We start from the raw sequence: 26,400 nt of genomic DNA, 5'->3' as shown, positions 1-26,400 counted from the left end.
AGGGGAAGAGGATGTTGAAAACGATCAGGGTGCTGCTCGTGGATGACCACGAGGGCTTCATCAACGCGGTGATCCGGCACATGCGCAAGCATGCGTGGATCGACATCGCAGGCACCGCGGCCAACGGCATCGAGGCGGTGGCCCGCTCCGAGTCCCTGCGCCCGGACGTGGTGCTGATGGATCTGGCCATGCCGGAAATGGGCGGCCTGCAGGCCACCCGCCTGATCAAGGCACAGGATGCCCCGCCGTTCGTCGCCATCGTCAGCCATTTCGACGACACCGAGCACCGCGAGCACGCACTGCGGGCCGGCAGCGACGCGTTCGTCAGCAAGCTCAACTACATGCAGGAAGTGCTGCCGCTGCTGGAACGCCTGGCCGGGAACGAGGCCGGCGCATGAGCGAATCGCGCATCCTGGTGGTCGACGCGGACGACGCCCGCACCGAGCGGCTGGCAACCCTGCTGGACTTCATGGATTTCACGCCGCGCATCGTGGCCGACGCCGCCGACCTCGATCCGGGCAAGGCGCGCGCCACCGACTGGGTGGCCGTGATCGCCGGCGACGTGGGCAGCGCCGCCGCCTGGGACGCATTCATCGCCTGGCTGGGCACGCAGCCGATGCACCCCCCGGTGATCGCCCTGCCCGACCCGGCCGATGCCACCGGCTGGCGCCGACACCTGCATCCGGAAATGGTCTGGACGCTGGACTACCCGATCCGGCGCAACCAGCTGCAGGACGTGCTGCGCCGCGCCAGCATCAAGCGCATGGACGACGACGAGCGGCGCGAAGTCCCGCAGATCGGACCCACCGGCCGCAGCCCGGCAGTGCTGAGGCTGAACCGGCTGATCGACCAGGTCGCCCGCTTCGACACCACCGTGCTGATCCTCGGCGAGTCGGGCACCGGCAAGGAGGTTGCCGCGCGCACCATCCACGCGCGTTCGCCGCGCAAGGACAAGCCCTTCGTCGCCATCAACTGCGGCGCGATCCCGCCGGACCTGCTGGAAAGCGAGCTGTTCGGCCACGAGAAAGGCGCCTTCACCGGCGCGCTGACCCAGCGCAAGGGCCGCTTCGAGATGGCCGAGGGCGGCACGCTGCTGCTGGACGAGATCGGCGACATGCCGATGGCGATGCAGGTCAAGTTGCTCCGCGTGCTGCAGGAACGCGTGTTCGAGCGCGTGGGCGGCGGCCCGCCGATCACCTGCAACGTGCGCGTGCTGGCGGCGACCCACCGCAACCTCGAGGCCCATATCGCCGACGGCAGGTTCCGCGAGGACCTGTTCTACCGCCTCAACGTCTTTCCCATCGAAATGCCGGCGCTGCGCGAGCGTGGCGACGACCTGCCCGACCTGGTGGTGGCGATCACCCGCCAGCTGGCCGAGGCCGGGCGCGGCCGGGTCACCCTGACCGACGAGGCCGTCGCGGCGCTGCAGCATTACGACTGGCCCGGCAACGTGCGCGAACTCAGCAACCTGCTGGAACGGCTGGCGGTGCTGCACCCGGAAGGCCGGGTGGGCGTCGCCGACCTGCCCGCCCGCTACCGCGCCGCCGTCCCGGAAGACTTGCTGCGTGACGCGGCGCCGGCCCGTGAAGACCTGCTGCCGCCGCTGCAGCCCCCGGCGGCACCGACGCCGCCCCCGCCCCCGGACCCAGCCACCCTGTCCCCGCTGGTGTCGCTGCCGGCAGGCGGGCTGGACCTGCGCCAGCACATTGCCGAAATCGAGAACGAACTGATCCGCCAGGCCCTGCAGCAAAGCAATGGCGTAGTTGCACATGCGGCCCCTTTGCTGGGCCTGCGCCGCACCACGCTGCTGGAGAAGCTGCGCAAGTACGGCATCGGACGCGGCAGCGAGGCCGCGCTGGAAGACGGTCAGCGGGACGCCTGAACGGAGTGGCGCTGCGCACCGGGACGGCAGCGGCCGGCGGCCGGCTTCCCGGTCGCCACCTGATCGCCGTCCGGGGAGGAAGCTGCAGTCGGCCGGCCGGCGCCATAGGCCTGCCGGCAGCTCTCCCTATCACGACGCTTTAGATTTTCACCCCATCTGCTTGTAAATAAACAAGTTTTTTGAGGTCAAAGAAGCGCAGGCGGCTTTCTGACGCGGCCCCGGCATGGGTTTTGCAGCAAAGACGGCAGGCTTTCCTCGTCCCCTTGCCCAGATGACCGATGCCATCAGCTCGATCCTCTCCCAGATCCGCGCCCACGAGACGCGGGCGCAGGGACCGCTGGGCAACCCGGCCGCCCTGGCAGATGCCCGTCCGTCGAACGCCATCGAAACCGGGCAGCCGGCGCGGGCCGACTTCCAGAAGACCCTGAGCAATGCCATCGACGGGGTCAGCAAGACCCAGAACGAGGCCGGCGCGCTGCAGCATGCGTTCGAGATCGGCGATCCGCGCGCCGACCTGGCCCGCGTGATGGTGGCGATGCAGCAGTCGCAGGTCGCCTTCAAGGCGGCGGTGGAAGTGCGCAATCGCCTGGTCCAGGCTTATCAGGACGTGATGAACATGCCGGTCTAGGCGGCATGACCCCCGCAGCCACTTTTCCCGCTGATCCGCACCGCTTTCGCTCCCCGCCCTTCCAGCCAGAATCCCGCCAGCCATGAGCGCCATCGCACTCCCCAAGACCACCGAAGGCCTGAAGAACCTGGGACGCCTGCAGGACATCCCGATGGTCCGGCAGCTGCTGACCCTGGGCGTGACCGCGGCCGCCATCGCCCTGGGGCTGTGGCTGTTCTTCTGGACCCAGAAGCCGGCCTACGCGCCGCTGCCGGGACTGGACGTCAAGACCGCCGGCGAGGCGCGCGACGTGCTGCGCAATGCGCAGGTGCCGTTCAAGATCGACCCGGCCACCGGCGCGCTGTCGGTACCCGAAGACCGCATCGGCGAGGCGCGCATGGCGCTGGCCGCCGGCGGCATCGGCGCGGGCGAAGAGCGCGGGTTTGCCGCGATGGAAGGCGACCAGGGCTTCGGCACCAGCCAGTTCGTTGAAACGGCGCGCTACCAGCACGCGCTGGAAACCGAGCTGGCCCGCACCATCTCCAACCTGCGCCCGGTGCGCGAGGCGCGCGTGCACCTGGCCATGCCCAAGCCGTCCGCGTTCACCCGCAACAAGGATCCGGCCAGCGCCTCGGTGGTGCTGCAGCTGCAGAGCGGCGCCAGCCTCGAGCAGGGCCAGGTGGACGCCATCGTGCATCTGGTGTCCTCGTCCATTCCGGGCCTGCCGGCCAGCAATGTCACCGTGGTCGACCAGTTCGGGCGCCTGCTGTCCAACCCCGATCCGGACAGCGACGCGGCCATCAGCGCCAAGCAGTTCGAGCGCCAGCGTCGCCAGGAAGCGGTGTTCGTGCGCCGCATCCAGGAGCTGCTGGAGCCGATGACCGGCCCCGGCCGGGTCCGCGCCGAAGTCAGCGTGGACATGGATTTCAGCCAGACCGAGCAGGCCAGCGAGAAGTACGGCCCCGATCCGGCGATCGTGCGCAGCGAGCAGCTGTCGGAATCCGGCAACCTGGCCGCGGCGAACCCCCCGCAGGGCGTGCCCGGCAGCGCCAGCAACACGCCGGCGGCCACGGCGGCTGCGGCCGGCGGGCCCGCACCCAATGCCGCCGCGGCAGCGCCGGCCGCCGCCGCGCAGGCCACCGCGGCCAGCGGCAACGGCACCCGCAGCTCGGTGCGCAACTACGAGATCGACCGCACCCTGACCCATACCCGGCAGGCGCCGGGCCGGATCAGCCGCGTCACCGCCGCCGTGCTGGTCGACAATCTGGCCGGTGCGCCGGGCAAGAGCGGCAAGCCCACCGAACGCGCGCTCAATGCCCAGGAAATCCAGCGCATCCAGTCGCTGGTGCAGCAGGCGATCGGTTTCGATGCCCAGCGTGGCGACGTGGTCACCGTGGTCAATTCTCCGTTCGCGCGGCAGCCCGAAATCGCCGCGGAGCCGTTGCCGTTCTGGGAGAACCCGCGCGCCCGCGACCTGCTGCGCACCCTGCTGGGCGGCCTGGCGGTGCTGGCGCTGGTCTGGTTCGTACTGCGCCCGGCCTTCCGCGCACTGACCACCCCCAAGGTGCTGGTCAAGCAGGACCCGCAACAGGCCGAGATCACCCAGATGCTCGACGCGGACGAACCGAGCGCGCCGCCGGCGCTGACCCAGGAACGCATCGCCAAGCGCCGCGACTTCGAGGCCAAGGTTCAGGTGGCGCGCGATGCCGTCACCACCGATTCCAAGCGCGTCGCCTCGGTGGTGCGCGACCTGGTGAACGCCGATGAGTGACTACGCGCTGACCGGCGTCCAGCGCGCCGCCGTGATCCTGCTGTCGCTGGGCGAACAGCAGGCCGCCGAGGTGCTCAAGCACATGGGCGCGAAGGAAGTGCAGAAGCTGGGCGTGGCCATGACCTCGGTCGGTGGCGTGTCCCGCCAGGACGTCGAGAAGGTGATCGACGAGTTCGTGGACACCCTGGAACAACCCAACATCGGCAGCGGCGCCGACGAATACGTGCGCAGCGTGCTGGTGCAGGCACTGGGCGAGGAGCGCGCCAGCAGCCTGATCGACCGCATCCTGCTGGGCCGCAACACCACCGGCCTGGACACCCTGAAGTGGATGGAGCCGCGCGCCATCGCCGACCTGGTGCGCAACGAACACCCGCAGATCATCGCCATCGTGCTGTCGCACCTGGACCCGGACCAGGGCGCGGACGCGCTGAAGTTCCTGCCGGAGCGCACCCGCGCCGACGTGCTGATCCGCATCGCCACCCTGGACGGCATCCCGCCGCATGCGCTCAATGAACTGAACGACGTGATGGCCAAGCAGTTCGCCGGCAACCAGAACCTGAAATCGTCCTCGATCGGCGGGGTGAAAGTCGCGGCCAACATCCTCAACTTCATGGACAGCGGGCAGGACGAAGCCATCCTCGGCACCATCGCGCAGATCGACGAGCCGCTGACCGCCAGCATCCGCGACCACATGTTCGTGTTCGACAATCTGGCGGAGATCGACGACCGCGCGATGCAGTCGGTGCTGCGCGAAGTGCCGGCCGACCGCCTTGCGTTGGCGCTGCGCGGCGCCGACGCCAAGGTCAAGGACAAGATCACCGCCAACATGTCCCAGCGTGCCGCCGAGATGCTGGTCGAGGACATGGAGGCCCGCGGACCCGTGCGGCTGGCCGAAGTCGAGGGCGCGCAGAAGGAAATCCTCGCCATCGTCCGCAAGATGGCCGAAGACGGCACCATCCAGCTGGCCGTCAAGGCCGAGGTCTTCGTATGAGCAACACCGTGCGCTGGGCCGCGCCGGAACTGGCGCCACCGCCGCCACCGCCGCCGCAGGAGCCGGTCCGGCACATGCCCAGCGTGGAGGAGCTGCAGGCCATCGAGGAGGCCGCCCACGCGGAAGGCTACGCGCGCGGACATGCGGAAGGCGTGGCCGCCGGCCAGGCCGAAGTGCGCCGCATCGCTGCGCAGATGGAGGGCATCCTCGACGCCTTCACCCGCCCCTTGGCGCGGCTGGACGCGGAAGTGGGCGACGCCCTGGGCGATCTGGCGGTGCGCATCGCCGGCGCCCTGCTGCGCCGCAGCTATGCGGCCGAGCCTGCGTTGCTGGAAGCGCTGGTGCGCGAGGCGCTGGACCTGGCCGGCAGCGACCAGCGACAGGTGGAGCTGCGCCTGCACCCGGACGATCTGGCCATGCTCAGCCCACAGCTGGTGTCGCTGCAGGGCGTGCGCCTGGCGGGGGACAGCACGCTGGCGCGCGGCGACCTGCGCCTGCATGCCGACAGCGTGCGCATTGACGGCAGCCTGTCGGCCCGCCTGAATGCGGCCCTGCAGCGGATCATGGCCGGAGCCGGCGCATGATCCCGTCGGCCGCCCCCTTGATCTTTTCCGCAAAAGGGCGCTGCATAGGCAGGGAGAATCGTGACAGCCGTCGCGGTTCACTGGAGTACGCCCTGCGCAGCCTTGCGGGACCCGGTCGATGAGCATTGCCGCCGCCCAGTGGAATGAAGCACGCAGCCTGCGGCTGGCGATGCGGCTGCGCGGAACGGACGCCACGCGCGTTCCCGCGATGGGCATGGTCCGCGAAGGCGTGCTGCGCCGCGCGGTGGGCCTGACCCTGGAAGCCACCGGCTGCGAAGCGCCGCTGGGCGCCCGCTGCAGCGTGGAGAGCAGCGGCGGCCGCTGGGTGGACGCGGAAGTGGTCGGTTTCGCCGGCGACCGCACCTTCCTGATGCCCACCTCCGACCTGTCCGGCCTGCTGCCGAACGCCCGCGTCATCACCGGCTCCAGCCGCGGTGAAGTGGCGGTGGGCGAGGGCCTGCTGGGGCGCGTGATCGACAGCGACGGGGTGCCGCTGGACGGCCGCCCGCCGCTGCGCGCCGAGGATTTCGTCGGCCTGTCCGGCGTCCAGATCAATCCGCTGATGCGCGAGCCGATCACCCGTTCGCTGGACGTCGGCGTGCGCGCCATCAACGCCCTGCTGCCGATCGGCCGCGGCCAGCGCGTCGGACTGTTCGCCGGCTCCGGCGTCGGTAAATCGACGCTGCTGGGGATGATGACCCGCTACACCGCCGCCGACGTGATCGTGGTCGGCCTGATCGGCGAACGCGGCCGCGAAGTGCGAGATTTCGTCGAAAGCACCCTCGGACCCGAGGGCCTGCGCCGTTCGGTCGTGGTGGCCGCCCCGGCCGACCGGCCGCCGCTGGCACGCCTGCACGGCGCCCTGCGCGCCACCGCCATCGCCGAATGGTTCCGGGACCAGGGCTTGCATGTGCTCTTGCTCATGGACTCGCTGACCCGCTTCGCCCACGCCCAGCGCGAGATCGGCCTGTCGGTGGGCGAGCCGCCGACCACCCGCGGCTACCCGCCGTCGGTGTTCGCGCGCCTGCCCGCGCTGGTGGAACGCGCCGGCAACGGCGCCGACGGGCGCGGCTCGATCACCGCCTTCTACACCGTGCTGACCGAGGGCGACGACCAGCAGGAACCCATCGCCGACGCCGCCCGCGCCATCCTCGACGGCCATATCGTGCTGACCCGCCGGATTGCCGACGCCGGCCTGTACCCCGCCATCGACGTGGAAGTCTCGGTCAGCCGCGTGATGCAGGACATCACCGACCCGGCCTGGCGCGGCCGCATCCGCCGCCTGAAGCAGCTGATGGCCGCCTACAACGCCCAGCGCGACCTGATTGCCATCGGCGCCTACCAGCGCGGCAACGACCCGCTGGTGGACGACGCCCTGGCGCTGTGGCCGCAGATCCTCCAGTTTCTTGGCCAGGACGTCGCCGAATCGGCCGACGTCGAAGCCAGCCGCAATGCCCTCGCCCGTCTGCTCGACGGCGCTCCGGAGATCGCCCTATGACCCGTTCGCAACGCCTCAACCCCCTGCTCCGGGTCACCCAGCAGCGTCAGGACACGGTGGCCAAGATGCTGGCCGAACGCGACCGCACTCTGGCCGAACAGCAGCAGCGCCTGGACATGCTGAAGGAATACGCGGACGCCTACAGCGTCGCGCCGTCGGGCGGCACGCTGGCGCCGGCCATGCTGGCCAACCATGTGGCGTTCCGCGCCAAACTCGATACCGCCCTGCAGCAGCAGGCGCAGGTGGTGGACAGTTCCCGCCAGAACTGCGAGGTGGAGCGCGCCCGCTTGATGCTGGCCAGCCGCGACAACAAGGTGCTGGAGCAGCTGGCCGCCAGCTATCGCGCCGAAGAATCGCGCGTAGCCGACCGCCGCGAGCAGCGCGAGCTGGACGACCTGGGCGCGCGCCGGGTGCGCGCGGCGCAGGAAGGCGGCGAATCATGATGGGCGAAGCCGCAGGTCTGCCGATGCCCGCCGCGGCACCCGCCCCCGCCGCACTGGCGACTACCGCTGCCAGCGCCACCGGCGCGACCGCCACGCGGGTTGCCGCGGCTGGCGCGGCGCAGGACGCATCCACCGAACCAGCCGCGGATGCGCGCCTGCTGTTCGACCTGCTGCTGGGCGCACAGCCGGAAGCCGCCGCGGCCCCGGCCGCCCCCTTGGCGGGCGCCGAGCGCGCTGCGGCCGGCGAGCGGCAGGAAGACGTCGCGGCGGCCGATCCGCTGCTGACCGTGCTGGCACAGATGCCGTCAATGGCGCCCATCGCGCCGGCGTCGCCCCCCGCGGCATCCGTGGTGCCGCCTACCCCGGCGGACGCCGGCGTGACGGCGGCTGCAGCCGCGGCCACCCGGGCGCTGCCCGGCCTGCCCGCCCGGCCCGCCCTTTCCCCGGGGCAGACGGCCATGATCGCGGAAGAGCACGTTCCACCACTGCCCGCCTCCGCCCCGGCTCCCACCCTGCCCGCGGCGACAAGCGCCGCAGCCGAGGCCGGCCGTGCCGCCGCCACGTCTTTCCCCGCGGCACTGCAGGGCGTTGCGCTCCCGCCGGCGCCCCCCGCCGACGCGTCGCTGCCAGGTATCGCCGCAGCCGCGGCCGAAGCCGCAGGCGCACCGCTCGAGGCCGTGGCATCCACCTCCAGCGTGCCCCTTGGCGCCGTGCAAGCGGTGGCCAGCCCGCCGCCGGCTTCCGCGCCGGCCGCGGTCTTTCCGGCACCGGTACTGTCGCAACCCGCGGATCCCGGCCAGGGGTACGACGATGGCTTCAGCAGCCACGTCGCGTGGCTGGCGGGGCAGCGCATCGGGCATGCGGAGATCCGCGTGGTTCCCGAGCACCTGGGCGCCATCGACATCCGCCTGCAGCTGGACGGCAGCAATGTGCGGGCGGAATTCCACAGCAGCCAGCCGGAAGTCCGCCAGGCGCTGGAGGCCAGCCTGCCGCGCCTGCGTGAAATGCTGGGCCAGCACGGTCTGCAGCTGGCCCATGCCGGCGTCGGCCAGGGCCAGGGCCAGGGCGGCCAGCGCCAGTCCGGCGAGGGCCTGCCGCAGCCGGGCCAGGGCGGGGGTTTGACCCTGCCGGACGAAGCCGGCTCGCCGCTGCCGCCGGATTTCCGTCGCGCCCGCGGACTGCTCGACGTCTACGCCTGATCGCACCGCGGCGCTGGCCGCCGGCCTGTCCCGGCTGCCAGCGCGGGCCCCGCGCGCGTCCGCCGGCGGGCCAGCGGCGCGCGGCCGCGCGGGAAAGCCGGTGGCATCGGCCATTGCAATGCCGGCACGCGGTTTGCAACATGTCGGGCATCACCCGCTCTAGGATGGACCGATCCGTGCCAGCAGCACCTGCCAGAACCCCGACCGCCAAGCCCGGTGCCGCCGCGCCCGAAGCGCCGCTGCCGAAGAAAAAGCCGAAGAAGCTGCTGTTCATCGTGCTGGCCCTGGTGGCGATCCTCGGCGCCGGTGCCGCCGCGGCGCTGTGGTTCCTGAAGCCGGCCGCCCCCGCCGGCGCCAAGCCGGCGGGCCCGGCCCAGTACATCGCGCTGGAACCGGCCTTCGTGGTCAACCTGGCCGACGAGGGCGGCGCGCGCTACCTGCAGGCGGACGTGCAGCTGCAGACCCGCGACGCGGACACCGCCGCGGCGGTGGCGCTGCACACGCCGATCATCCGCAACAAGCTGCTGCTGCTGTTCGGCCAACAGACCTCGCAGCAGCTGACCGGCCGCAACGGCAAGGAACAGCTGCAGGCGCAGGCGCTGGCCGAAGTCAAGAAAACCCTCAAGGCGCAGCACGCGGCCAACCAGGTCGATGCGCTGCTGTTCACCAGCATCGTGATCCAGTAGGCGGACCCGCCCGATGACCACCGACCTGCTCAGCCAGGACGAGATCGACGCCCTCCTCCACGGGGTGGATTCGGGCGCGGTCGACGTCGAGCCGCCGCCCGCCCCGGGCGAGGCGCGGACCTACGATTTCGCCACCCAGGAACGGATCATCCGCGGCCGCCTGCCGACCCTGGAGATGATCAACGAACGCTTCGCGCGGACCTGGCGGATCGGGCTGTTCAACCTGCTGCGCCGTTCCGCCGACCTGTCGGTGCGCGGCATCGACATGATCCGCTTCGGCGAGTACATGCACTCGCTGCAGGTGCCCACCAACATCAACCTGGTGAAGATGAAGCCGCTGCGCGGCACCGGCATCGTGATGTTCGAACCGCGCCTGGTGTTCACCGTGGTCGACAATTTCTTCGGCGGCAACGGCAAGTACCACACCCGCATCGAGGGCCGCGAATTCACCCCCACCGAGATGCGGGTGATCCAGCTGCTGCTCAAGCAGACCTTCTCCGACTTCGCCGAGGCGTGGGCGCCGGTCATGAACGTGGAGTTCGAGTACATGAACTCCGAGGTCAATCCGCACTTCGCCAACATCATCAGCCCACGCGAATACATCGTGGTCTGCCGCTTCCACGTCGAATTGGAAGGCGGCGGCGGCGAACTCCACCTTGCGCTGCCGTGGTCGATGCTCGAGCCGATCCGCGAACAGCTGGACGCCGGCGTGCAGAGCGACCGCGTCGAGAAGGACGAGAACTGGACCAACGCGCTGCACGCGCAGCTGCAGGAGGTGGCGGTGGACCTGAAGACCACCCTTGCCACCCGCCAGATCAGCCTGCGCGAGCTCAGCAAGCTGAAGGTCGGCGACGTCATCCCGATCGAACTCAAGCCCGAGATCCCCGTGCACGTCGAACACCTGCCCCTGTTCAGCGGCGAATTCGGCGTCCATAACGGCAAGAACGCGGTGAAGATCACCGACGTGCACACCCCCCGTTCCCCACAGCATCCGGTACCGACGCTATGACATCCACCGACGAAGCCGCCCAGCTTGCCGCCTTCGAGGCCCTGACCGCCGGTACCGCCGCTGACCCCAACGCCGGCAGCGGGCCGAAGAACGACCTCAACCTGGACGTCATCCTCGACGTGCCGGTGACCCTGTCTCTGGTGGTCGGGCATGCGCGCATCCCCATCCGCAACCTGCTGCAGCTCAACCAGGGCTCGGTGGTGGAGCTGGAGCGCGCCGCCGGCGAACCGCTGGACGTGTACGTCAACGACACCCTGATCGCGCAGGGCGAGGTGGTGGTGGTCAACGACCGTTTCGGCGTGCGCCTGACCGACGTGGTCAGCCCCAGCGAACGCATCAAGCGCCTGCGCTGAGCCGATGGACAGCACTGCACCTCCCGGCAGCGCTCCTGCGCAGAGCGATCCGCGGCCCGCGCCGGCGGGCGCAGCGCCTGCCCAGCACACCAGTGCTCAAGCCAATGCCGCCTCCGCAAGTGCGCAACCGGCGCAGCCGCAGTCGCCAGTCGCGGCCGCCGCGACGGATGCGCAAGCCGCACCGGCCCGCGCCGTCATTGCAACGCCGGCTGCAACCGATGCGCAGGCCGCAGCTGCGACGACCACCGCCGCAGCCCCAGCCAGCGCGGTACCGGCCTCCACCTCCAGGACCATTGCCGGAATGCCGACGCGGCCAGCCAAGGCCACCGCAGCGGTGCAGCAGCCGGTGCACGCCGCCCCGCCCAGCGCGGCCGGCAGCATTGGCGGCACCCTGTTCGCGCTGGCGCTGGTGCTGGGGCTGATTTTCGGCCTGGCCTGGCTGGCGCGGCGGATGCCGGGGATGACCGGCCTGCGCGGCAATGCCGGCCTGCGGGTGGTGCGCTCGCTGGCGCTGGGCACGCGCGAGCGGCTGGTGGTGGTGGAGGTGGGCGGCACCCAGCTGCTGCTGGGTACCGGCGCCGGCGGCACCCGCCTGCTGCATACCCTGGAAACCCCACTCGTTGACGACGCCCCGGCGCAACCGACGCCGTTCGCGCAGCTGCTGGCGCAACGCCTCGGGAAAAAGCCGGCATGACCCTGCCCCTGCCCCGCCCGCGCACGCTGCTGGTCCTGTGCGCACTGCTCTGCTGCCTGTTCGCAGGCGACGCGTTCGCGCAGGCGGCCCAGGCCGTGCAGGCGGCGCCTGCGGCAGCGCCCGCGTCGCCGTCGCTGCCGGCGGTGAACGTCGGCCAGATCGGCAACCAGCCGGTCAGCATGCCGATGCAGGTGCTGCTGCTGATGACCAGCATCACCCTGCTGCCGGCGCTGCTGCTGGGGGTGACCGCGTTCACCCGCATCATCATCGTGCTCAGCCTGCTGCGGCAGGCGCTGGGCACCGGCCAGGCGCCCTCCAACCAGGTCCTGCTGGCGCTGGCGCTGTTCCTCACCGCGATGGTGATGCAGCCGGTGTTCGACCAGTCGTGGAGCGCCGGCATCGCGCCCTACCTGGACAAGCAGATGGATTTCCGCACCGCCTGGACGGCCGCGTCGGAGCCGTTCCGCGCCTTCATGCTGGCGCAGGTGCGCGAGAACGACCTGATGACGTTCGCCAACCTGTCCAACACCGGGCCGTACGCCACCCCGCAGGATGTGCCGTTCGGCGTGCTGGCCGCCTCCTTCCTCACCAGCGAACTGAAGACCGCGTTCGAGATCGCCTTCCTGATCTACATCCCGTTCGTGATCATCGACCTGGTGGTGGCCAGCGTGCTGATGTCGATGGGCATGATGATGCTCTCCCCGATGCTGATCTCGGCCCCGTTCAAGATCCTGCTGTTCGTGCTGGTGGACGGCTGGGTGCTGGTGGTCGGCGCCCTGGCCGGCAGCTTCAACCCGATCTGATGGTGGCCTGCCGATGAGTCCGGAAACCGCCCTCACCCAGCTCGCCCAGGGCCTGTACATGGCCCTGCTGCTGGCCATGCCGCTGCTGTTGGCGGTGCTGGCCACCGGCGTGGTGGTGGGCATCCTGCAGGCCGCCACCTCGATCAACGAGCCCACGGTGGCGTTCGTGGCCAAGGTCATCGCGCTGGTGGCGGTGGTGGCGCTGACCGGCAATTTCCTGCTGGGGCGGCTGGTGTCGTTCACCACCGAGCTGTTCCAGCAGATCCCGCACCTGATCGGCTGACGCCGCGAGATGGACGACGTCACCTTCATCAGCGCGCAGGGCGTCAACCTGTTCGCGATGCTGGGCACGGTGCTCTGGCATGCCATCCGGATCGGCGCCGCGCTGCAGGTGCTGCCCTTCGTTGGCGGCCGCGGCATGCCGGCACGGGCCCGGCTGATCATCACCCTGGCGGTGTCGGCGGCGCTGTCGGGGATGCTGCCGGTGCCGCCGCCGGCGGCGGTGGACGCGCTGACCGCGCTGAACGTGCTGCGCGAATTCGCCATCGGCATCGCCATCGGGCTGGTGCTGCGGCTGGCCTTCGAGGTCGGCATCCTGGCCGGCCAGTTCATCTCGCAGGACATGGCGCTGTCGTTCGCGACCATGGCCGATCCCGCCAACCAGAGCCAGATGTCGGTGCTGTCGCTTTGGTTCTACCTCTGCTTCGGCCTGATCTTCTTCACCCTGGACGCCCATCTGGCGCTGTTCAAGCTGCTGGCCGACAGCTACCGCATGCAGCCCATCGGCACGCCGTTCGCGGATTTTTCCGCATTCCTGGCGGTGGTGCCCGGCTTCTTCCCCACCGTGCTGCGCGCCGCCGTGCTGCTGTCGCTGCCGGTCACGGTGGCGATGCTGGCGGTCAACATCGTGGTCGGCGTGCTGTCGCGCGCCGCGCCGCAGTTCAATCCCATCCAGATCGGCATGCCGCTTGCGCTGCTGGTCGGCCTGACCCTGTTGACGGTACTGGTACGCGAATTGCTTCCTCCCGTTGAGGCGTTGTTCGGGCAGGCATTCGAGGCCGCCCGCGCCATCACGGGTTGAGTTGGAATGAGCGAAGCGGCGGACCGCGAGGACCGGACAGAAGCCCCCAGTCCCAAGCGCCTGCGCGAGGCCCGCGAACGCGGCGACGTGCCGCGCTCGCTCGAACTGGCCAACGTGGCGGTGCTGGGCGCCACCGCCGTCGCCCTGCTGGCCAGCAGCGGCTACATGGCGCGCACCTCGCTCGGCTGGATGCACGGCGCGCTGAGCTTCGACCCCGCCCTGATCGGTCACCACGACCGCCTGCTCAAGCATGCCGTGCTGCTGGTGGCTGGCGCTGCCCTGCCGGTGCTGCCGCTGCTGGCGGTGGCGCTGCTGGCCTGCTTCGTCGCGCCGCTGGCGATGGGCGGCATCGTGTTCAGCAACCAGGCGCTGCAGCCCAATTTCCAACGAATGAGCCCGATGGCGTGGCTGCGCCGCACCTACGGCCAGGAAGGCGCGGCCGAGCTGGTCCGGCAGATCCTGCGGATCCTGATCATCGGCGCCATCGGGGCGTGGGCGGTGCACCGGGCGCTGCGCTACATCCCGCAGCTGCAGAAGATGCCGCTGGAAGCCGCCGTCTCCGAAGGCATGGGGTTCATGCTGCACGTACTGGTGGCGGTGGTCGGCGCGATGGGCCTGCTGGCCGCCGCCGACGTGCCCTACCAGCACTGGAACTGGCGGCAGAAGCTGAAGATGACCAAGCAGGAGCTGCGCGACGAGCACAAGGAGAACGAGGGCAACCCGGAGGTCAAGGGCAAGGTCCGCCAGCTGGCCCGGCAGATGTCGCAGCGACGGATGATGGAAGCGGTGCCCGAAGCCGACGTGATCGTCACCAACCCCACCCACTACGCGGTGGCGCTGAAGTACGAAGCCGGCCGGATGCGCGCGCCCAAGGTGGTGGCGATGGGGGTGGACGAGATCGCGCTGAAGATCCGCGAGATCGGCAACGCGCACCGGGTGGCGACGGTCGCGGCGCCGCCGCTGGCACGCGCCTTGTATCGGAACGCCAGGCTCGATCAGGAAATCCCCGTGCAGCTCTACGCCGCCGTCGCCCAGGTGCTCTCCTACGTGTTCCAGCTGCGCCGCTGGCACCCTTCGCACGGCCCGATGCCCCAGCTGGCCACGGTTGCCGTGGATCCGACGCTGGATGACGGGAAATCGCCGCGATGAGCGCCGCGTCCGACAACCGTCCGCAGGGCGGCAGTTCGCTGGCCTCGCTGGCGCACTCGGTGCGCAGCGGCGCGGCGGCGCCGGTGGTGGTGCTGGCGATGCTGTCGATGGTGGTGGTGCCGCTGCCGCCGTTCTTGCTGGACATCCTGTTCACCATCAACATCGCGCTGTCGCTGATGGTCCTGCTGGCGGTGGTGTACGTGAAGCGGCCGCTGGAGTTCTCGGTGTTCCCCAGCGTGCTGCTGATGGTCACCCTGCTGCGGCTGTCGCTGAACGTGGCCTCCACCCGCGTGGTGCTGCTGCACGGCCACCAGGGCGGCGCAGCGGCCGGCCATGTGATCGAATCGTTCGGCAACTTCGTGGTCGGCGGCAGTTATGCCGTGGGCATCGTGGTGTTCGCCATCCTCACCATCGTCAACTTCGTGGTGGTCACCAAGGGCTCCGGGCGCATCTCGGAAGTATCGGCGCGCTTCATCCTCGACGCACTGCCCGGCAAGCAGATGGCCATCGACGCCGACCTCAACGCCGGCCTGCTGACCCGCGAGGAAGCCAAGCTGCGCCGCGAGGAAGTGCGCAACGAAGCCGACTTCTACGGCTCGATGGACGGCGCCAGCAAGTTCGTGCGCGGCGATGCCATCGCCGGCCTGCTGATCCTGTTCATCAACCTGATTGGCGGCGTGCTGATCGGCATCCTGCAGCATGACATGGGCTTTGGCGACGCCATGCAGACCTACACCCTGCTGGCGATCGGCGACGGCCTGGTGGCGCAGCTGCCGGCGCTGCTGGTGTCCACCGCGGTGGCCATGCTGGTCACCCGTGCCACCCGCGAACAGGAAATGGGCGCAGCGGTCGGCGCGCAGGTGTTCGGCCAGCGCCGCGCGCTGGTGGTGGCCGCGGCGCTGATGGGCCTGATGGGCATCGTGCCGGGCATGCCCAACCTGCCGTTCCTGCTGTTTGCCGGCATCCTCGGCTACGCCGCATGGCGACTGAAGAAGCATGAGGACGCCGAGGCGCCCCCCGCCGCGCAGGAAGCGGCGATGCCGGGCTCGAACGCGGTGGCCGAACTGAGCTGGGACGAGGTGGCGCCGGTGGAGCCGCTGGGCCTGGAAGTGGGCTACAAGCTGATTGCGCTGGTCGACAAGGCGCAGGGCGGCGAGCTGTTGACCCGGCTCAAGGGCGTGCGCCGCAAGCTGACCCAGGACCTGGGCTTCCTGATCCCGGCGGTGCACGTGCGCGACAACCTGGAGCTGGCCGCCGGCCAGTACCGCATCCTGGTCCACGGGGTGCCGGTGGCCGGTGGCGAGCTGCACCCGGACCGCATGCTGGCGCTGGACCCGGGCCGCGTGTTCGGCCCGCTGGAAGGCATTCCCGGCAAGGACCCGGCGTTCGGACTGGACGCCACCTGGATCCTGCCCAGTCAGCGCGCCCACGCCGAATCGCTGGGCTATACCGTGGTCGATGCCGGCACCGTGGTCGCCACCCACCTGTCCCATCTGGTGCGCGAACGCGCCGCCGAGCTGCTGGGCCACGACGAGGTGCAGCAGCTGCTGGCCAGCGTCGGCAAAGCGTCGCCCAAGCTTGTCGAAGACCTGACGCCGAAGCTGCTGCCGCTGTCGGTGATCGTGCGGGTGCTGCAGTCGCTGCTGACCGAAAAGGTGCCGCTGCGGCAGATGCGCCGGATCGTGGAGGCGCTGCTGGAGCACGGCATCCATACCCAGGACCCGTCGGTGCTGACCGCCGCCGTGCGCACCGCGCTGGGCCCGTTCATCGTGCAGGAGCTCAACGGGATGGCGCCGGAGCTGCCGGTGTTCACCCTGGCCCCGCAATTGGAACGCATATTGCAGGACTCGGTAAGCGGCCAGGGCGCCGCGTTGGAACCCGGACTCGCCGAGCGTCTGCACCAGAACCTCAGCGAGTGCGTGGCCCGGCAGGAACAGCGCGGCGAACCCGCGATCCTGCTGGTGCCGGGTGGGATCCGCGCGGCGATCTCGCGGCTGGTACGCCACAGCGTGCCGCAGCTTTCGGTGCTGGCCTACGGCGAAGTCCCCGAAGACAAGCGGTTGCGGTTGCTGGGGGCGGTTGGCTGAGCTTGGCACCCCGACAGACTGGATAGCGGATCGACACCATGAGAATCAAACGCTTCACCGCCCCCGACATGCGCACCGCGCTGCGCATGGTGCGCGACGAACAGGGCCCCGACGCGGTGATCCTGTCCAGTCGCCAGGTCGCAGAAGGCGGCGTGGAAGTGGTGGCCGCCACCGATTACGACGAGGCGCTGGTGCAGCAGACCCTGCGCACCATGAACGTGCCCGCGCCCTCCGCCGAAGCCCCGGCCCGCGCCCCCGCGGCCAGCCGCGGCAGCGAACGCGCGGTGTTCCGGATCGACGGTGTGGAAGTCCCGCCGCTGGAAAAGCCCGCGCTGCCGGAACGCCAGGCCAGCCGGCTGGAACAGATGATGGCCGCGTTCAAGCCCGCCGCCCGCGCGTCCAGCCCTGCCGCCGCACCGGCTGCGCAGACCGTCGCCACGCAGGCGTGGCAGCCCGAACCCGTTGCCGGCACGGGCGCGCCGCGCATTGACGTGCGCATCGACGATGACGAGGCGCTCCAGCCCACCGATTTCGCCCAGGCCCTGCGCCGCGCCGCCGCGCCGCCGCTGCCGGCAGGCCCACAGCCGACGCTGCCGACCCAGCCGCTGGTCGCGCAGCCTCCCGTCCCGACTGCCACGCCTGCCGCGGCCGTAACGCCGTTGCGGGCCGACGAGTCCCCCGCGCTGCGGGTGATCGAAACCGATCCGGCAGTATCCGCGCTGCGCGCCGAACTGGCGGCGATGCGCAAGGTGATCGAACGCGAGATGGGCCAGTTCGCGACCGAGCGCCTGCGTGGCTCGCCCGCACGCGCGGCTGCCCTCGACGCGCTGGCCGCTTTCGGCTGCGATGACGCGCTGTCGCAGCGCATCGCCCAGCGCCTGGACCCGACCCTGCAGACCGAAGCCATCCTGTCGCCGCTGCGCGAAGCGCTGGCCACAGAGCTGCCAGTGGCCGACGGGGAACTGCTGGAGCGCGGCGGCATCGTCGCCCTGCTCGGCCCCACCGGCGCCGGCAAGACCACCACCATCGCCAAGCTGGCGGCCCGCTATGCCGCCCGCCACGGCGCCCGCGACGTGGCCCTGGTCAGCACCGACAACGAGCGCGCCGGTGCACGCGAACAGCTGCACGTGCTCGGCCGCCGGCTGGGCGTGACCGTGTGTGATGCCGACGGCCCGGAAGCCCTCACCCACGCGCTGGAGCAGCTGGCCGATTACCCGCTGGTGCTGATCGATACCGCCGGCCACGGCCTGCGCGACCGCGCCCTGCTGCGGCAGATCCTGTGGGTACGTGCCGCCAGCAACGTGCGCAGCCTGCTGGTGCTGCCGGCGAACGCGCATCCGGCCGATCTGGGTGAACTGCTCCGCCGCTACCGCCCGGCGGCGCCGGAAGCGGTGATCCTGACCAAGCTGGACGAAAGCATCCGCCCGGGCGCAGCACTCTCGGTGCTGGTGCAGCATAATCTGCCGATGGCGTACACCACCTCCGGCCAACGGGTACCCGAGGACCTCGAGCTGGCCGACGCCCGGGAGCTGGCCAGCGCCCTGGACTTCCCCCGTCGCGACAACAGCGTCAGCCCCAACCACGACGAAGGCCGCCATGCATCCGCTTGAGTCCCATCGCGCCGCGAACGCCACCACCGCGCCCCGCGTGATCGCCGTGACCGGCGGCAAGGGCGGCGTCGGCAAGACCACCACCTCGATCAACCTCGCCATGGCCCTGGTCAACGCCGGCCAGCGCACCATGCTGCTGGACACCGACCTCGGCCTGGCCAACGTCGACGTGATGCTGGGGCTGTCGCCACGCTTCACCCTGGCCGACGTGTTCGCCGGCCGCTGCGAACTGCGCGACACCGTCATCGAGGGCCCGCGCGGCCTGCTGGTGGTGCCGGCCGCGTCGGGCAAACGCCACATGACCGAGCTGCTGCCGCAGCAGCACGTCGGCCTGGTCAACGCGTTCTCGCATCTGGACATCCCGCTGGACGTGATGATCGTGGACACCCCCGCCGGCATCAGCGACGGCGTGCTGACCTTCTGCCAGGCCGCGCAGGACGTGATCCTGGTGGTCTGCGACGAACCCGCCTCGGTGACCGACGCCTACGCCCTGATCAAGGTGCTCAGCCGCGACCGCGGGGTGAACCGCATCCAGGTGCTGGCCAACCAGGTGCCCAACGTCAACGAAGGGCGCGCGGTGTTCGACAAGCTGGAGCGGGTGACCTCGCGCTTCCTCGACGTCACCCTGTCCTACCTCGGCGCCATCCCGCGAGACGAATGGCTGCGGCTGGCGGTGCAGCGGCAGGAGTCGGTGGTCGATGCGTTCCCCACCGCGCCCGCGTCGCTGGCGTTCCGCGACATCGTCCGCAAGATCGGCCAGTGGCAGGCGCCGCAGGGCCCGCGCGGCCACGTGGAATTCTTCACCGAGCGCCTGGTCGCCGCCCAGGGGAGCGCCTGTGCATGATGAACACCGGGGCCGCCCAGTATCGCGCCCAGCAGACCGGTGATGCCGCCGCCATCGTCGCGCGCCACGCCGAGCTGGTGCGCCGCATCGCCCACCACCTGGCGGCGCGGCTGCCCTCCAGCGTCGACATCGACGACCTGATCCAGGCCGGCATGATCGGCCTCATCGAAGCGGCGCGGAACTTCCAGTCCGACCAGGGCGCGACCTTCGAAACCTATGCCTCGATCCGCATCCGCGGCTCGATGATCGACGCGATCCGCGCCGGCGACTGGGTGCCGCGCTCGGTCCACCGCCGCTACCGCGACGTGGTCGCCGCGACCCGCAACGTGGAACAGCGCGAAGGCCGCGCCGCCACCTCGCAGGAAATCGCCGGCGTGCTGGGCATGAGCGTCGACGACTACCACCACGTGCTGCAGGATGCCGCCCGCGGCCAGCTGCTGAGCCTGGACGAATACGCCGAGGAACACGACGGCGAGCCACGGCTGGAGCAGCAGGACAACATCACCCCCGCCCGCCGCTTCGAGCAGGGCGCGTTCCGCAGCGCCCTCGGCGACGCCATCGAGAACCTGCCCGAGCGCGAGCAGCTGGTGCTGTCGCTGTACTACGAGCAGGAAATGAACCTGCGCGAGATCGGCGCGGTGCTCAACGTCAGCGAGTCGCGGGTCTGCCAGATCCACGGCCAGGCGATGCTGCGACTGCGCTCGCGGCTGACCGACTGGCGCAGCGAGATCGACGCCGAAATGGCCTGAGCGGCCTGTCCCGGGGCTGCATCCCCGGCGCGGATGCGGCACCATCAAGATTCCCGGTCGCCGACCGTTACCGTTACCGAATATCCACAGGATCCACTATGGACAAGGGCATCCGCATCCTCATCGTCGACGATTTCTCGACCATGCGCCGCATCGTCAAGAACCTGCTCAACGACCTGGGTTTCACCAACACCGCGGAAGCCGACGACGGCACCACCGCGCTGGTCGAGCTGCAGAAGGCGAAGTTCGACCTGGTCGTCACCGACTGGAACATGCCGGGGATGCCCGGCATCGACCTGCTGAAGGCGATCCGCGCCGACGAATCGCTGGCCAAGATCCCGGTGCTGATGGTGACCGCCGAGGCCAAGCGCGAGCAGATCATCGAAGCCGCGCAGGCCGGCGTGAACGGCTACATCATCAAGCCGTTCACCGCCGCCACGCTGGAAGACAAGCTGGTCAAGATCTTCGAACGGATGGAGAAGGCCGCATGAGCCTGCCGCTGCGACCGCCGTCCGTCCCCGCCGGCGACGCCCAGATCATCGAACGCCTGCACGCCGCCATGGCGGCGCTGGAACAGGGCGATGCCTCGGCCTGGAAGCACCACCTGGACTCGCTGCTGGAGTGGCGCCGGCAGCCGGTGGTGGAAAGCCTGGTCAAGCTGGCCCGCGAGCTGGACGAGCTGGAGCGCGCCATCGACGTGCGCATACCGGCCGCCGCCAAGGCGTCGTCCGGCGGCCTGCCGGACGCGTGCAGCCGGCTGGAACACGTGGTCAAGATGACCGAGGAGGCCAGCATGCGCACCCTCGACCTGGCCGACGAATGCCGGACGCTGCTGGGCACCATCGGCCCCGAGCACGAGGCCACCGTCGACGCGATCCGCGCGCGGCTGTCGTCGATGGTCGAAGCGCAGAGCTTCCAGGACCTCACCGGCCAGATCATCCAGCGGGTGATCCAGCTGATCCGCTCGCTGCAGTCCGGCCTGGGCGACATCCAGGCGCTGCACGGCGAGGACAGCAAGGGCAACGGCCCGGCGGTGTCCGGCGTGGATCCGCCGGCCGCCACCCAGGACGAGGCCAACGACCTGCTGGCCGACCTCGGGATCTGACCATGGCGGCGGACGGCTACGACGCCCGCGCGGACTTCCTGGTCGAGGCGCGCGAAATCCTCGATCGCCTCGGCGAACAGGTCGTCGCGCTGGAGCAGGATCCCGGCGACCGCGCCACGCTCGACGCCGTGTTCCGCGGCTTCCACACCATCAAGGGCGGCGCCGGCTTCCTCGACCTGCCGCCGATGGTGCAGCTGTGCCATGCCTTCGAGGACCGCATCGACGCCGCCCGCAGCGGCACCTGCGAACTCGATGCCGCCGCCTTCGACGGCGCCCAGCGCGCGGTCGACATCCTGCTGGACATGATGGACGCGCTGGGCCGCGGCGAAGAACTCGAGAACGTCGACCCCGCCCTGCTGCGCCAGGTGCGCGGGGCCGGGGCAGCGGCGGCCGCGGTGGCGGAGCCGGCGTTCGAACTGCCGGACAACCTCGACGACCTCGACTTCGACGCCCTGCTGGACAGCCTGCACGGCGAAGGCGCCATTCCCGGTGCCGCGCCGCCACCGCCCCCGCCAAAGCCCTCTCCGGCGCCCAAGCCGGCAGCGCCCAAGCCTGCGGCCGCGGACAAGCCCGCGCCCGCAGCCACCGAAACCGAACACACCGTTCGCGTCGATGTGCGTCGGCTGGACGCGCTGGTCAACCTGGTCGGCGAACTGGTCCTGGCCCGCAACCGCCTGAAGACCCTGCGCCCCGAGCTGCGCAACGAGAACCTCGACCGCGCGGTGACCGCCCTCGATACCGTCACCGCACGCCTGCAGGGCGCGGTGATGTCGGCGCGCATGCAGCCGGTCAGCCGGGTGTTCACCCGTTTCCCCAAGCTCGCCCGCGACGTCGCCCGGCAGCTCGACAAGCAGGTCGAGCTGGTGGTCGAAGGCGGCGACACCGAACTCGACCGCAACCTGGTCGAGGCGTTGGCCGATCCGCTGGTGCATCTGGTGCGCAACGCGATCGACCACGGCATCGAGATGCCCGCGGCGCGCCGCGCCGTCGGCAAGCCGGAACAGGGCCGGGTGCGCCTGGCCGCGCAGCAGGAAGGCGACCACGTCGCCATCGAGGTCAGCGACGACGGCGGCGGCATCGACGCCGAGGCGATCCGTCGCAGCGCCATCCGCAAGGGCCTGATCGACAGCGAAACCGCCGGCCGCCTGCCCGAGGACGAATGCCTGTCGCTGCTGTTCCTGCCGGGGTTCTCCACCCGCACCGAGGTCTCCGACCTGTCCGGTCGCGGGGTGGGCATGGACGTGGTGCAGTCCAAGATCCGCGAGCTGTCGGGCCAGGTGCAGATCCAGTCCGAGCTGGGCCGCGGGTCGCGTTTCGTCATCCGCGTGCCGCTGACCCTGGCGATCCTGCCCACCCTGCTGGTGGAGCTGGACGACGACGTCTACGCGCTGCCGCTGGTGCGGGTGATCGAAGTGGTCACCCACGACGACAGCCAGGTGATGTGGATGGACGGGCAGAAGATCCTCGACCTGCGCGAACGCCCGCTGCCGGTGCTGTCGCTGCGCGAATGGCTGGGCCTGGGCAAGGGCATCGGCGAGGCCACCCGCGGGGTGGTGCTGCAGGCCGGCGACCAGCGTTTCTGCATGCTGGTCGACCATGTGCTGGGCCGCGAGGAAGTGGTCATCAAGGCGCTGCCGCGCAGCCTGCGCGGGCTGCCTGGCTACGCCGGCGCCAGCCTGGTCGGCGACGGCCGCATGGCGCTGATCCTGGATGTGGACGCACTGCTCGAATCCGCGCAGCGCGGCTCAAGCGCCACCGCGCGCGGCCGTTAGCGTGGGCACATGGATATCCTCAGTCTCATCGGCGCGATCCTCGGACTGGTCGCCCTTGTAGGCGGCAGCATCCTCAAGGGCGCGGGCCTGTCCGGCCTGTGGTCGCCGGCCGCCTTCATCATCGTCATCGTCGGCACCATCGCCGCGATCCTGTTGCAGACGCCCATGCACACGTTCCGGCGCGCGCTGGGGATCGTGCGCTGGGTGTTCTTCCCGCCGCCGCAGGACCACGCCGCGCTGATCGCGCGGATGCTGGAGTGGAGCACCATCTCCCGCAAACAGGGGTTGCTGGCGCTGGAGCCGGTGCTCGACCAGCTGCCCGACCCGTTCCTGCGCAAGGGCCTGCAGATGGTGGTGGACGGCGTCGAGCCGGAAACCATGCGGCAGATGCTGGAGATCGAAGCGCAGGCGCAGCACCACCGCGACACCGCCGCCGCCAAGGTGTTCGAAGGCATGGGTATCTACTCGCCGACCATGGGCATCATCGGCGCCGTGCTCGGCCTGATGGCGGTGATGAAGAACCTCACCGATCCCAGCAAGCTCGGCCACGGCATCGCTGCCGCGTTCACCGCCACCATCTACGGCATCGGCGCGGCCAACCTGATGTTCCTGCCGATGTGCTCCAAGCTCAAGGGCGTGATCCATCGCCAGCAGGTCGAGCGCGAAATGCTGATCGAAGGCCTGATCGCCATCGCCGAGGGCGAGAACCCGCGCAACCTCGAAAGCCGGCTCAACGGCTTCCTGCACTGAGGGCCACCGCCATGGCCCGCCGCCCCCGCCACCAGCACGAAGAACACCTCAACCACGAAGCCTGGGCGATCCCGTATGCCGACCTGCTCACCCTGCTGCTGGCGTTCTTCGTCGTGATGTACGCGATCTCCTCGCTCAACGAAGGCAAGTACCGGGTGGTGGCGGACTCCCTCTCCGCCGCGTTCGGCGGCCCGCCGCGTTCGATCAAGCCGGTCCAGGTCGGCCAGGTGCAGCTGCGCGGCGGTGACTTCGACCGTCCCTCGGTGATCGATACGGGCGCGCGCCGCGGGCCTGCGCAGCCCAGCCGGGTCGAAGTACCGATGCCGGTCAGCCGGCGCGAGCAACAGAACCAGGCCGCGACCGCTGCCAGCGCGCAGGCCAGCCAGGCCCAGCTGCACGCGCTTGGCGACGAGATCGAGAAAGCCCTGTCCGGGCTGGTGGCCAGCGGGCTGGTGCGGGTCCGTCGCGGCGAGAACTTCCTGGCGGTGGAAATCCAGAGCGACCTGCTGTTCGCCAGCGGCGTTTCCACGCCCAGCGCCACCGCGCTGGGCACCATCCGCCAGCTTGCCGGCGTGCTGCGCAAGGCGCCCAACGCGGTGCGGGTGGAGGGGTATACCGACAACCAGCCGATCCGCACCGCGCAGTTCCGTTCCAACTGGGACCTGTCGGCGGAGCGCGCCACCAACGTGGTCTACGAGCTGATCGATTCGGGCATCGCCCCGGAGCGGCTGGCGTCGATGGGCTATGGCGAGTACCAGCCGATCGCCGACAATGGCTCGGTCGCCGGCCGCAGTGCCAACCGGCGGGTGGAGCTGGTGATCCTCGCCAGTTCCCGCGGAGTGGATAGCGTGATGGAAGGCCTGGACATGCGCGGCGCGGCCCAGCCGGCCGGCGTCGCGGCCGCAACCGGGAGCAATCAGTGATGCGCGTGTGGGCGATCGCCAACCAGAAAGGCGGCGTGGGCAAGACCACCAGCACCCTGTGCCTGGGACGCAGCCTGGCCGATGCCGGCCACCGCGTGCTGCTGGTCGACCTCGATCCGCACGGCTCGCTGACCCGCGCGTTCGGCGTGCCCACCGAACCACCGCCTGCGGGGACGTACGACCTGTTCAACGACAGGAACATCTCCGACGTCGCCCGGTCCAGCGGCTATCGCGGCATCGACCTGGTGGCCGCGCAGCCGGCCATGGCCACGCTGGAGCGGCGCAGCGCCACCCAACCCGGCCTTGGCCTGGCATTGGGGCGGGCCCTGCAGGCCGAGCCCGACGGCCACGACTACGCGCTGCTGGACTGCCCGCCCACCCTCGGGCTGCTGCTGGTGAACGCGCTGGCCGCCTGCGACCGCCTGGTCGTGCCCACCCAGACCGACCCGCTGGCCCTGCACGGTCTGGCCGGCATGCTGCATACCGCGGCGATGGTCGAACGCTCGCGCGCCCGCCCGCTGCTGCGCCAGATCCTGCCCACCCTGTTCGACAAGCGCACGCGCACCGGCCAGCAAACCCTCGAACAGCTGCAGTCGCATCCGGATGCCAGCGCCTGTCCGCACCCCATCCCGGTCGACACGCGCCTGCGCGACGCCGATGCGCTGGGCAGCCGCGAGCATATGTACGGGCGCGGGCTGATCGCCTACGAACACGCCATGCAGTGGCTGCTGGACACCGCCCCTGCCGAACAGGAGGCCGCATGAGCGCTCCGGCAACCACCCTGGCCAGCAAGCCGGACGACGGCGCGATGGTCGATGCCTACGTCGATGCGCTGCTGGCGATGCCGCCCGCGCAGCCACCGGCCCCGCCCGCGGCGTCGGTGGAACCTCCCCACGTCGCCGCTGCCGCACAGCCCGAGCCAATGCTCGAAGACGACAGCCAGATGCAGGCCAAGGCCGCAGGCGAGCCGGGCAGCGCCCGTCCCGACGACGCCGGTCTAGAGGCCGATCTCGAGGCCGAATTTGGGGCGGAGGTCGAGACAGCAGCCGGCGCCAATATCACCCCCGAACCCGGGATCGATCCCGAAGGCGAGGCCGGGCCGGCAGACTGCGATCCTGGCGAACCCGACATGGAAGCCTGGCCCGACGATGGGCCGGTATTCGACGCCGACCCCGCGCCGGCCTCCGCCGAGTTCGAGCCCGGACCGGCGTCCACCCCGCAGGCCACGCCTGCCGCACATGCCGCGGCCCCCGCCGCGCTGCTGCCGCCGCTGGCCGAGCCCGACGAAGACCGGCCGGTGCAGGCAGCGCCGGCAGGCCAGCGCTGGCTGCGGGTGGCGGTCGGCGACGACCGCTACGCGGTGGAACTGCTGCGGGTGCAGGAAGTGGTGCGGCTGGCCCCGGTGATCGCCGTCCGCGGCGCGGTGCCCTCGCTGCTGGGGGTCATGAACCTGCGTGGCCGGGTGGTGCCCGTCCACGACCTGGGCCGCTGGCTGCGCCGTCTGCCGGTGGAGCCCGACGAGCGCGCCCGCATCGTGGTGCTGGAACACCAGGACGAGCTGGTGGGCCTGCTGGTCACCGCGGTCACCGACGTCGTCACCCTCGATGCGCCCCACATCGAGCCCCCCACTCCGGGCCTGCGCGACCGCATCGGCATGGGCATCGCGCGCACCCCGGGCGCCCCGCCCACGGTCCTGCTGGACGCGCGCGTGGTGTTCGACTGAGGCGGGACAGTGCAAACTGTGCGCTGACCTGCAGTTCGCGCCCGCGCCCTCAAGTTGCGGGCTGGCGCGCCGTTAAACGGTCTGGGA

The 26,400-nt window shown here is 70.5% G+C and carries 29 protein-coding genes; 28 read left to right on the top strand and 1 reads right to left on the bottom strand.

Annotation, left to right across the window (positions count from 1 at the left end; translation table 11 throughout):
• Positions 1–14: 14 nt before the first annotated feature.
• Both SPK54_RS00385 and SPK54_RS00380 read left to right on the top strand, forming a co-directional pair.
• Entirely contained in the window at positions 15–398 is a 384-nt protein-coding gene (locus SPK54_RS00385) for a response regulator transcription factor (RefSeq protein ID WP_330946200.1), read from the top strand.
• Positions 395–1,882, top strand: coding sequence for a sigma-54 dependent transcriptional regulator (locus SPK54_RS00380; RefSeq protein ID WP_330945966.1), 1,488 nt, complete (start codon positions 395–397; stop codon positions 1,880–1,882). Before SPK54_RS00385 ends, SPK54_RS00380 begins: the two co-directional genes overlap by 4 nt.
• A 147-nt stretch (positions 1,883–2,029) precedes the next feature.
• On the opposite strand, the gene SPK54_RS00375 is transcribed toward SPK54_RS00380, so the two are convergent.
• Complete coding sequence (locus SPK54_RS00375) at positions 2,030–2,167, bottom strand: hypothetical protein (protein ID WP_330945965.1); 138 nt, start codon at positions 2,165–2,167, stop codon at positions 2,030–2,032.
• On the opposite strand from SPK54_RS00375, the gene fliE reads away from it, so the two are divergent.
• The 26 genes from fliE to SPK54_RS00245 all read left to right on the top strand — a co-directional run bounded on the left by fliE (position 2,154) and on the right by SPK54_RS00245 (position 26,313).
• On the top strand, positions 2,154–2,510 hold the full coding sequence (fliE, locus tag SPK54_RS00370; RefSeq protein WP_330945964.1) for a flagellar hook-basal body complex protein FliE: 357 nt from the start codon (positions 2,154–2,156) through the stop codon (positions 2,508–2,510). The genes SPK54_RS00375 and fliE overlap by 14 nt on opposite strands.
• 82 nt (positions 2,511–2,592) lie before the next feature.
• Positions 2,593–4,260: a flagellar basal-body MS-ring/collar protein FliF gene (gene fliF / locus SPK54_RS00365; protein ID WP_330945963.1), complete on the top strand. Its 1,668-nt coding sequence runs from the start codon at positions 2,593–2,595 to the stop codon at positions 4,258–4,260.
• 7 nt (positions 4,261–4,267) lie between these two features.
• Positions 4,268–5,251: a flagellar motor switch protein FliG gene (gene fliG, locus SPK54_RS00360; RefSeq protein ID WP_330946199.1), complete on the top strand. Its 984-nt coding sequence runs from the start codon at positions 4,268–4,270 to the stop codon at positions 5,249–5,251.
• Complete coding sequence (locus tag SPK54_RS00355) at positions 5,248–5,835, top strand: FliH/SctL family protein (RefSeq protein ID WP_330945962.1); 588 nt, start codon at positions 5,248–5,250, stop codon at positions 5,833–5,835. The genes fliG and SPK54_RS00355 overlap by 4 nt, the downstream gene beginning before the upstream one ends.
• Before the next feature lie 169 nt (positions 5,836–6,004).
• Positions 6,005–7,333, top strand: coding sequence for a flagellar protein export ATPase FliI (gene fliI / locus SPK54_RS00350; protein WP_330946198.1), 1,329 nt, complete (start codon positions 6,005–6,007; stop codon positions 7,331–7,333).
• Positions 7,330–7,776, top strand: coding sequence for a flagellar export protein FliJ (gene fliJ, locus SPK54_RS00345; RefSeq protein WP_330945961.1), 447 nt, complete (start codon positions 7,330–7,332; stop codon positions 7,774–7,776). Before fliI ends, fliJ begins: the two co-directional genes overlap by 4 nt.
• A gap of 23 nt (positions 7,777–7,799) precedes the next feature.
• Positions 7,800–8,975 carry a flagellar hook-length control protein FliK gene (locus tag SPK54_RS00340; protein ID WP_330945960.1) on the top strand — a complete coding sequence of 392 codons (1,176 nt, stop codon included), beginning with the start codon at positions 7,800–7,802 and terminating at the stop codon, positions 8,973–8,975.
• Positions 8,976–9,151: 176 nt separating this feature from the next.
• Positions 9,152–9,661 (top strand): flagellar basal body-associated FliL family protein, encoded by a 510-nt coding sequence (locus tag SPK54_RS00335; RefSeq protein WP_330945959.1) that lies wholly within the window; start codon positions 9,152–9,154, stop codon positions 9,659–9,661.
• A gap of 13 nt (positions 9,662–9,674) precedes the next feature.
• Positions 9,675–10,670 carry a flagellar motor switch protein FliM gene (gene fliM, locus SPK54_RS00330; protein ID WP_330945958.1) on the top strand — a complete coding sequence of 332 codons (996 nt, stop codon included), beginning with the start codon at positions 9,675–9,677 and terminating at the stop codon, positions 10,668–10,670.
• The gene (fliN, locus tag SPK54_RS00325; RefSeq protein WP_330945957.1) at positions 10,667–11,023 is read left to right on the top strand and encodes a flagellar motor switch protein FliN; all 357 of its coding nucleotides are present in this window, start codon (positions 10,667–10,669) and stop codon (positions 11,021–11,023) included. Before fliM ends, fliN begins: the two co-directional genes overlap by 4 nt.
• Positions 11,024–11,324: 301 nt before the next feature.
• Positions 11,325–11,717 carry a flagellar biosynthetic protein FliO gene (fliO, locus tag SPK54_RS00320; protein WP_330945956.1) on the top strand — a complete coding sequence of 131 codons (393 nt, stop codon included), beginning with the start codon at positions 11,325–11,327 and terminating at the stop codon, positions 11,715–11,717.
• Positions 11,714–12,520, top strand: a complete 807-nt coding sequence (gene fliP, locus SPK54_RS00315; RefSeq protein WP_330945955.1) for a flagellar type III secretion system pore protein FliP — start codon at positions 11,714–11,716, stop codon at positions 12,518–12,520. Before fliO ends, fliP begins: the two co-directional genes overlap by 4 nt.
• A 13-nt stretch (positions 12,521–12,533) precedes the next feature.
• Complete coding sequence (locus tag SPK54_RS00310; protein WP_330945954.1) at positions 12,534–12,803, top strand: flagellar biosynthetic protein FliQ; 270 nt, start codon at positions 12,534–12,536, stop codon at positions 12,801–12,803.
• A gap of 9 nt (positions 12,804–12,812) precedes the next feature.
• Positions 12,813–13,601, top strand: coding sequence for a flagellar biosynthetic protein FliR (gene fliR / locus SPK54_RS00305; protein WP_330945953.1), 789 nt, complete (start codon positions 12,813–12,815; stop codon positions 13,599–13,601).
• 6 nt (positions 13,602–13,607) lie between these two features.
• Positions 13,608–14,750: a flagellar biosynthesis protein FlhB gene (gene flhB / locus SPK54_RS00300; RefSeq protein ID WP_330945952.1), complete on the top strand. Its 1,143-nt coding sequence runs from the start codon at positions 13,608–13,610 to the stop codon at positions 14,748–14,750.
• On the top strand, positions 14,747–16,837 hold the full coding sequence (flhA, locus tag SPK54_RS00295) for a flagellar biosynthesis protein FlhA (protein WP_330945951.1): 2,091 nt from the start codon (positions 14,747–14,749) through the stop codon (positions 16,835–16,837). Before flhB ends, flhA begins: the two co-directional genes overlap by 4 nt.
• 38 nt (positions 16,838–16,875) lie before the next feature.
• Entirely contained in the window at positions 16,876–18,447 is a 1,572-nt protein-coding gene (gene flhF, locus SPK54_RS00290) for a flagellar biosynthesis protein FlhF (RefSeq protein WP_330945950.1), read from the top strand.
• Complete coding sequence (locus tag SPK54_RS00285; RefSeq protein ID WP_330945949.1) at positions 18,434–19,291, top strand: MinD/ParA family protein; 858 nt, start codon at positions 18,434–18,436, stop codon at positions 19,289–19,291. Before flhF ends, SPK54_RS00285 begins: the two co-directional genes overlap by 14 nt.
• On the top strand, positions 19,291–20,040 hold the full coding sequence (locus SPK54_RS00280) for an RNA polymerase sigma factor FliA (RefSeq protein WP_330945948.1): 750 nt from the start codon (positions 19,291–19,293) through the stop codon (positions 20,038–20,040). Before SPK54_RS00285 ends, SPK54_RS00280 begins: the two co-directional genes overlap by 1 nt.
• 98 nt (positions 20,041–20,138) lie before the next feature.
• On the top strand, positions 20,139–20,531 hold the full coding sequence (cheY, locus tag SPK54_RS00275; RefSeq protein ID WP_190280922.1) for a chemotaxis response regulator CheY: 393 nt from the start codon (positions 20,139–20,141) through the stop codon (positions 20,529–20,531).
• Positions 20,528–21,145 carry a protein phosphatase CheZ gene (locus SPK54_RS00270; RefSeq protein ID WP_330945947.1) on the top strand — a complete coding sequence of 206 codons (618 nt, stop codon included), beginning with the start codon at positions 20,528–20,530 and terminating at the stop codon, positions 21,143–21,145. Before cheY ends, SPK54_RS00270 begins: the two co-directional genes overlap by 4 nt.
• Before the next feature lie 2 nt (positions 21,146–21,147).
• On the top strand, positions 21,148–22,917 hold the full coding sequence (locus SPK54_RS00265; RefSeq protein ID WP_330945946.1) for a chemotaxis protein CheA: 1,770 nt from the start codon (positions 21,148–21,150) through the stop codon (positions 22,915–22,917).
• A gap of 9 nt (positions 22,918–22,926) precedes the next feature.
• Positions 22,927–23,667 (top strand): flagellar motor protein, encoded by a 741-nt coding sequence (locus SPK54_RS00260; RefSeq protein WP_330945945.1) that lies wholly within the window; start codon positions 22,927–22,929, stop codon positions 23,665–23,667.
• A gap of 11 nt (positions 23,668–23,678) precedes the next feature.
• Positions 23,679–24,590 (top strand): flagellar motor protein MotD, encoded by a 912-nt coding sequence (motD, locus tag SPK54_RS00255; protein ID WP_330945944.1) that lies wholly within the window; start codon positions 23,679–23,681, stop codon positions 24,588–24,590.
• Complete coding sequence (locus tag SPK54_RS00250; protein WP_330945943.1) at positions 24,590–25,354, top strand: ParA family protein; 765 nt, start codon at positions 24,590–24,592, stop codon at positions 25,352–25,354. The genes motD and SPK54_RS00250 overlap by 1 nt, the downstream gene beginning before the upstream one ends.
• On the top strand, positions 25,351–26,313 hold the full coding sequence (locus tag SPK54_RS00245; protein WP_330945942.1) for a chemotaxis protein CheW: 963 nt from the start codon (positions 25,351–25,353) through the stop codon (positions 26,311–26,313). Before SPK54_RS00250 ends, SPK54_RS00245 begins: the two co-directional genes overlap by 4 nt.
• Positions 26,314–26,400 lie beyond the last annotated feature (87 nt).

This window comes from Thermomonas sp. LB-4 (genome assembly GCF_036409385.1).
GTDB lineage: Bacteria > Pseudomonadota > Gammaproteobacteria > Xanthomonadales > Xanthomonadaceae > Thermomonas.
Note: the sequence above shows the minus strand (reverse complement) of the source record. Positions and strands in the feature narration are given on the sequence as shown.